The 7,100-nt window shown below is 61.5% G+C and carries 5 protein-coding genes; 1 reads left to right on the top strand and 4 read right to left on the bottom strand.

What is annotated here, in order from left to right; genetic code table 11:
- Positions 1-85 precede the first annotated feature (85 nt).
- From D8U61_RS24365 to D8U61_RS24350, 4 genes are all read right to left on the bottom strand, one after another.
- Entirely contained in the window at positions 86-619 is a 534-nt protein-coding gene (locus D8U61_RS24365) for a hypothetical protein (RefSeq protein ID WP_016774826.1), read from the bottom strand.
- A 78-nt stretch (positions 620-697) separates the two neighbouring features.
- Positions 698-2,617: a PAS domain-containing sensor histidine kinase gene (locus D8U61_RS24360; RefSeq protein ID WP_130902791.1), complete on the bottom strand. Its 1,920-nt coding sequence runs from the start codon at positions 2,615-2,617 to the stop codon at positions 698-700.
- Positions 2,610-4,940, bottom strand: a complete 2,331-nt coding sequence (locus tag D8U61_RS24355; protein ID WP_130927814.1) for an ATP-dependent DNA helicase — start codon at positions 4,938-4,940, stop codon at positions 2,610-2,612. The genes D8U61_RS24360 and D8U61_RS24355 overlap by 8 nt, the downstream gene beginning before the upstream one ends.
- Entirely contained in the window at positions 4,937-6,589 is a 1,653-nt protein-coding gene (locus D8U61_RS24350; RefSeq protein WP_130927813.1) for a VRR-NUC domain-containing protein, read from the bottom strand. Before D8U61_RS24350 ends, D8U61_RS24355 begins: the two co-directional genes overlap by 4 nt.
- A 195-nt stretch (positions 6,590-6,784) precedes the next feature.
- Here D8U61_RS24350 and D8U61_RS24345 point away from each other — a divergent pair, with 195 nt between their 5' ends.
- Positions 6,785-7,009: a YgdI/YgdR family lipoprotein gene (locus D8U61_RS24345; RefSeq protein ID WP_016774830.1), complete on the top strand. Its 225-nt coding sequence runs from the start codon at positions 6,785-6,787 to the stop codon at positions 7,007-7,009.
- Positions 7,010-7,100 lie beyond the last annotated feature (91 nt).

Here is a 7,100-nt window from a genome sequence, read left to right as displayed (position 1 = left end):
TTTCGGGAGGGCTGGGGTGAGGGGGTAAGATCTCACAGACACCACAAAATCCAGCGCCTGTCCCCTGCCCCCCGACCAATCCACCTCAAGGATTGGTCACCTGAATAAACACCGCATACACCCCCAACATCACCCAGAACGTGGCAAAAATCCAAGGCGTGCGCACCGAGAACAGCAGCGACTTGCGATAGCCCTTGTGGCTGGATTCCATCTCACTGAACAGCGGTGACTCGTCATACGCCGCGCCCATTACCGGCTCGCTGTGCAGCAACTGGCTCTGTTTGAAGTGCCAGTGATCGATGATGTCGTATGCCGCACGAATCCCCGGCCAGGCATTCAATGAACTGAGCACCCCGAGCAGCGCGAGAAACGGCGGCACGACGAGGGTGAACATCTTGCCCCACTCCGGATTGAGGTTGGCCATGCACGAGGCGAAAGCGATCACCAGGAACGACTGCGCCGCGAGGTAGGCGTCGGTGCGGTTGGCGAGGATGCTGGTTTCGTATTGGATTTCCCGGCGATAGAAATCCAGCCGCTCCTTGGGTGAGCCAAACATCTTGGCGTCGTGTTCGGCCAAGGCTTCTTCAACAGCGCTTGGCTGGGTCAATATGCGAGACAAGAGACGTGCCCTCCAAAAGTGAACAAGACTTTTGGAAAGGCACGCGTCAGCACTAGTTCAGCCGGATCGACCAGCGCGTCACTTCATCGATTGAGCGATGATCTGCACCAGACTCGCTTGGGTGAACGGTTTCGGCAGACGCGGCAGTTGAGCGGCAAAACCCTCCAGGCGTTCGGCATATCCAGTGGCGAGAATGATCGGCAGATCCGGCTTGAGCATACGCAGGGCGTGAGCCAGTTGCGCGCCGCTCATTTTTGGCATGGCCATGTCGGTGATCACCAGATCGATGACTTCGCCCTGATCGAACAGCGCCAGCGCCTGGGCGCCGGAGGTCGCGCCGATAACGCGGTGGCCGAGGTCTTCGAGCAACAGACTGGTGCTGGTCAGCACCAGCGAATCGTCATCGACCACCAGCACACTGAGCCTCGGCACCGCAATGGGCGCGGCGTTGCTGTACGCCGGGCGACTGGCCGATTGCTCTAGTGCCACCGGAATCCACAGCTCGGCCGCCGTACCCTGGCCCTTCTCGCTTTTCAGAATAAAGCGCCCGCCCAACTGCTCGATGAAGCCGTGCACCATCGACAAGCCCAGCCCGGTGCCTTTGCCCAGGCCTTTGGTGGTGAAGAACGGATCACGGGCGCAGGCCAGCGTGGCTTCGTCCATGCCTTCGCCGCTATCGATCAGGCTCAGGCACACGTAACGCCCCGCCGCGAGGGTCGAATGAGTTTGTTCCAGCACCACTTCGGCTTGCGCCTGAATGATCACCGTGCCGCCGTCGGGCATGGCATCGCGGGCATTGGTGGCGAGATTGAGGATCGCCAGTTCCAATTGGTTGCTGTCGGCCAGCACTGGCTGCAGGTCGTCGGGAAAGCGTGTTTCGATACGAATACCCGGTCCGAGCGAACTGCGCAGCAGCCCGGTGATGCCTTGCACCAATTGCGGGATATCCACCGATTCGGTCTTCAGTTCCTGACGCCGGGCGAAGGCCAGCATGCGCTGGGTCAGCGAAACACCACGCAAGGCTCCTTGGGTGGCGTTTTCCAGCAGTCGGGCGATTTTCGGCGCATCGCCGATGCGTTTCTGCACGATCTCGAGGTTGCCGAGAATGACCGTCAGCAGGTTGTTGAAGTCATGGGCGATGCCGCCGCTGAGTTGGCCGATCGCCTGCATCTTCTGCGCCTGGAACAACGCCTCGCGGGTCTTTTCCAGGGCCTGCTGCGCTTCGTGGGCCTCGGTGACATCGCGGGTGATCTTGGCGAAGCCGAGCAACGCGCCGGTGTCGCCGCGAATCGCATCGACCACTACGTGGGCAAGAAAGCGCGTGCCGTCCTTGCGCATCCGCCAACTGCGGTTCTCGAAGCGGCCTTCGCGGGTGGCAATCTCCAGCGAACGCTGCGGCTCGCCGAGTTCGCGGTCTTCGGGGGTGTAGAAAATCGAAAAATGCTGGCCGATGATCTCTTCCGGCAAATAGCCCTTGATGCGCTGCGCGCCCTGGTTCCAGTTGCTGACGCAGCCTTCGGGGCTGAGCATGTAGATCGCGTAATCGGTGACGCCCTGCACCAGCAGGCGGAACTGCTGTTCGCTTTGTTTGAGGGTTTCCTCGGCCATTTTGCGGTCGGTGAGGTCACGGGTGATCTTGGCGAAACCGAGCAGCTTGCCGTCGGGGTCGATGATCGGATCGATCACCACGTGCGACCAGAAGTGCGTGCCGTCCTTGCGCACGCGCCAGCCCTCGCCTTCGAAGCGACCTTCACGGATCGCTGTGTCCAGCGCCCGTTGCGGCATGCCGTTGGCGCGGTCTTCCGGGGTATAGAAGCGCGAGAAGTGCTCGCCGATGATTTCCGCTTCTTCATAACCTTTGAAGCGTTTGGCGCCGGAGTTCCAACTGGTGATGGTACCGTCGGGGTCGATCATGTAGATCGCATAGTCGACAACCGCGTCGATCAGCAGCCGGAAACGGCTGTCTTCGATCGCTGCGGTTCTGTTGTTCTCACTCATCACACTCACCAGCCACTGTCATGGGCTGAAGTATGCGTGAATCCGTCGATTTGAAAAGCGCCGGTTCGCTTTTGATCGCCCACCAGCGTGGCAGCAGTTGCTGGATGCGGCTTTCGGCAAAGCGGTCGTCGATGAGCATGACCGTGCCGCGATCCTCACGGGTGCGAATCACCCGCCCGGCGGCTTGTACGACTTTTTGCATGCCCGGGTACAGATAGGTGTAATCGTAGCCGGCGCCAAAAATGGCGGCCATGCGCCGTTTCATCTGCTCGTTGACCGGGTTGAGCTGCGCCAGCCCCAGCGTGGCGATGAACGCTCCGATCAGCCGCGCGCCGGGCAAATCGATGCCCTCGCCAAACGCGCCGCCCAACACCGCAAACCCGACGCCCTGGCTGTCGGCGCTGAACTGGTCGAGAAACGCCTGCCGCGCGCCCTCGGCCATGCCCCGCGATTGCAGCCACTGAGTGATGCGCGGATGGCGCTCGGCCAATAAGGTCGCGACCTGTTGCAGGTAATCGAAACTGCTGAAGAACGCCAGATAATTGCCCGGGCGCTCGCTGAACTGACGGGCGATCAGCTCGACGATCGGCTCCAGCGAGGCCTGGCGATGGTTAAAACGCGTGGAGATCTGGCTGACGATGTGCACCTGCAACTGCTCGGCGCTGAACGGCGATTCGACGTCGATGCACACCGTGTCGGCGGGCGTGCCGAGCAGGTCGGCGTAGTAGTTGCGCGGGCTCAGCGTGGCCGAGAACAGCACACTGCTGCGCGCCGCTGTCAGGCGCGGGCCGATGAACGCCGCCGGCACCACATTGCGCAGGCACAGTTGCGAGAGTGGACGCTTGCGGTCGAGGTCGCGTTTGCTGATATCGAACAGGTAATGCTCGTCGTACAGCTCGGCGACCCGGGCAAATTGCAGCAAGTCGAAATAGAAGTTCTGCAGACCGCTGTCGAGGCCTTGCGGATGTTCGTTGAGGTAATCGCCAATGGCCGCGCAACACAGCGAGATGGCGTGCAGGAGCTTGTCCGGCGCCTTGTCGTAGGCCTGATAGGCCGCCAGTTGCGGCGCATGCAGCGCGTTCCATTCGCGGTTGACCCGTTGCAGGGAATTTTTCAACGCTGCGGGCGCGGTTTTGCGCACGCTGGCGAGGGTGAACTGGTCGAGGCTGGCGCTGTACATCTGCCGGCCGCGCTCGACCAGGTTGTGCGCCTCGTCGGCGAGCACCGCGACTCTCCACTGATTGAGCTGGGCCAGACCGAACAGCAGCGCGCTGAAGTCGAAGTAATAGTTGTAGTCGGCAACCACCACATCCGCCCAACGGGCCATTTCCTGACTCAGGTAGTACGGGCACACGCTGTGCTGCGCGGCGACTTCACGCATCGCTGCCTGATCGAGCAGGTTGATGCGGCTGGCGGCTTCGCGGGCGGCCGGCAAGCGATCGTAAAAACCCTGGGCCAGCGGGCAGGATTCGCCATGGCAGGCCTTGTCCGGGTGTTCGCAGGCCTTGTCGCGAGCAACCATTTCCATCACCCGCAGCGGCAAGTCCGGCGTTTGCCTGAACAACACCTGGCTGGCATCCAGCGCCAGCTTGCGTCCGGGAGTCTTGGCGGTGAGAAAGAACACCTTGTCCAGTTGCTGCGGCGCCAAGGCCTTGAGCATCGGAAACAGCGTGCCAAGGGTTTTACCGATGCCGGTCGGCGCCTGGGCCATGAGGCAGCGGCCGGTGCTGACGGCTTTGAACACTGATTCGGCCAGATGCCGTTGGCCGGGACGAAAATCCGCGTGCGGGAACGCCAGTTGCTGCGCGGCCAGATTGCGCGCTTCGCGATGTGCCATTTCCTGCTCGGCCCATTGCAGGAACAAAGCGCACTGCTGCGCGAAAAACCCCTGAAGCGACTCGGCGCTGTGGGATTCAACCAGGCAGGTTTCCTTTTCGCTGACGACGTCGAAATACACCAGCGCCAGATTGATCTGCTGCAATTGCAGTTTCTGGCACATCAACCAGCCGTAGATTTTCGCCTGCGCCCAGTGCAACTGGCGGTGATTGGCCGGTTGCTTGCTCAGGTCGCCGCGATAGGTTTTGACTTCTTCCAGGCAGTTTTGCGCCGGGTCGTAACCGTCCGCCCTGCCCTTGACCTTCAGTTCGCCGAATTCGCCTTGCAGCGCCACTTCGCTCTGGTACTGCTCGCTGCGCCGCGAGGCCACGGTGCGATGGCCGACGATGCCTTCCAGCGCGGTCGGTGACGGGGTGAAGCGCAGGTCGAGGTCGCCGGTCTTGGCGGTGAACTCGCACAGTGCACGCACGGCAACGCTGTAACTCAAGCGCTCTGCTCCGCCCATTGCACGTAACACACGGCCACCGGCATTTGATGCTCGTGGCAGAACTCCAGCCAGCGCAGCTGATTGTCCTGCAAGCGGTCGCCGGGGCCTTTGACTTCGATCATCCGGTAGGTCTTGTGCTGCGGCCAGAACTGGATCAGGTCCGGCATGCCGGCGCGGTTGGCCTTGATGTCGAGCAACAGGCGATTGAACCAGTGTTTCAGGTGTTCGGAGGGCAGACAGGCCAGCGCCTGCTCCAGCAAGTCTTCATTGAGCGCGCCCCAGAACACGAAAGGCGACTGTATGCCCCACTTGTCGACGAAGCGCTGGCGGATGGTCTCGACGTAGCGGCCGTCGTCGAGTTCGCCCAGGCAGGCCTGGAACAGCTCGGCGCGGCGCTCGAGGAAGTCTTCGCTGAGCAGATCCACCGGGCCGCGCTGGAACGGGTGAAAGAACGCACCCGGCAACGGCGCGAAGATCGCCGGCCAGCACAACAGCCCGAACAGTGAATTGATCAGGCTGTTCTCGACGTAATGCACCGGGCCGTCATCGGCGTGCAAGTGCGCTTGTACGTGAAATTCCACCGACCGCGCCGGATCGATGCGCGGCAAGTGCAAGTCGAGGCGCTCGACCTCTCTGGCCTTGGCACGTTTGAGCGGCGGGCCACCGAGTTTGCGCCGCAGACGCGGGACGATGCGCTGCAAGCCTTGCTGCTCGGCCGCACTTTGCGGTGCCTGTTCGGCCAGCGTGCCGAGTTCCAGCGCCAATGCATATTCGCCGCAGCGTTCGAGCACACGGATCATCCGCAGCCGTGCGCCCGGATAAGCGCAGTCGCGGTAAACACTCAGGGCCAGGGCAAAGTCGCCGATGCGCTCGGCATACTGGCCGATCTGGAACAACGCCTTGGCTTGCCGGCGGCGCAGCCACGGGTTGTCGAATTGCACGGCGTTGATCTGTTCGACGATCTCGTCCAGCGCTTCACCGGCTTCGAAGCGCAACTGGCATTGATGCAGGAACAGGCAGGCGTCGACGTCTTCGCGACTGCGCAGGCCTCGGGAGTCGGCGCAGAACTCGACTTTTTCATAAGTGAAGATGCCCAGGTCGGCCAGCACGAACTCCGACCAGTCCTGATACAGATTGCCGAAGAACATCAGGCGCAGGCGATCGCACAGGTCCATCAGGGTCAGGCTGAACAGCCGCTCAGCCAGTTGCGGCGCCCAGACACGCAGGGGCTGCGCCTCGCTGAACTGTTCGGCCAGCACCGGCAGCCACTCGTCCTTGCGCCCTTTCGGCTGTTCTATAAAGGTGCCGAACGCTTGCTGCAGCTCGGCCTTGAGCAGGACATCAAACAGCTCTGCCAGGGTCAGCGCAGCGTGTTCGTCGAGCCAGCCGTGTTCGAGCAACGGCCGCGCCGCCTCGGCAATGTCGCCGATTTCCAGATAGTTGAGTTTGCTCGCGCGAAAGTGAATGCCCTTGCGCATGACCATGCGTACCAGCAATCCCTGCGAGGCTTGCGGCAGCGTATTGAAGTCGCGAATAAAGCCGTGCTCGCTTGTGCTCATCACATCGGCATAGCGAAGCCCAAGCCAATCAAGCACTTGTCGGAAGTTGTTGAGGTAATAGAACGGATCGTCGAGAGGGTTGGAGGTCACGGGAATTCAAAGCCACGGCAAGCGAACACTGGTTATGCGTACAGATAACAGCTCAGCCCCGCCCGGCGCAAACGGAAAAAGATCAATGGCATTTTTTCGCGCCGCCATCGAACTTTTCCGCCGCTGCTGGCACCAACCGCGTTACAGGGCCGACAATGCCCGCAATCACATTCAAGCAAGGAGTCAGAGGTGGGTATGAAAATCAAGATGCTGGGCATTCCTGTAGCGGTCGCCGCCCTGTTGGCGCTGGGCGGCTGTTCGACCCAGACCGTGGTGACGCTGCAGAACGGCACCCAGTACCTGACCGAGGACATGCCGAAGACCGAGACCGAGGACGGTTTCTATGAGTTCGAAGACATTTCCGGCGCCAAGGTCAAGGTTCGCGCGGATGAAGTCGCGACCGTGCGCAAGGAAGACTGACTTTGCTTGAATGATCGTTTTTCGCGAGCAGGCTCGCTCCCACACTGGATCTACGTCGTTCACAAATCCCCTGTGGGAGCGAGCCCGCTCG

This window comes from Pseudomonas sp. Sample_14, assembly GCF_004307515.1.
GTDB classification, from domain to species: domain Bacteria; phylum Pseudomonadota; class Gammaproteobacteria; order Pseudomonadales; family Pseudomonadaceae; genus Aquipseudomonas; species Aquipseudomonas atacamensis.
Note: the sequence above shows the minus strand (reverse complement) of the source record. Positions and strands in the feature narration are given on the sequence as shown.

Coding starts and splice junctions, on each gene's coding strand:
- D8U61_RS24360 (WP_130902791.1), bottom strand. CDS start 2,617: ATGAGTGAGAACAACAGAACCGCAGCGATCGAAGACAGCCGTTTCCGG.
- D8U61_RS24345 (WP_016774830.1), top strand. CDS start 6,785: ATGAAAATCAAGATGCTGGGCATTCCTGTAGCGGTCGCCGCCCTGTTG.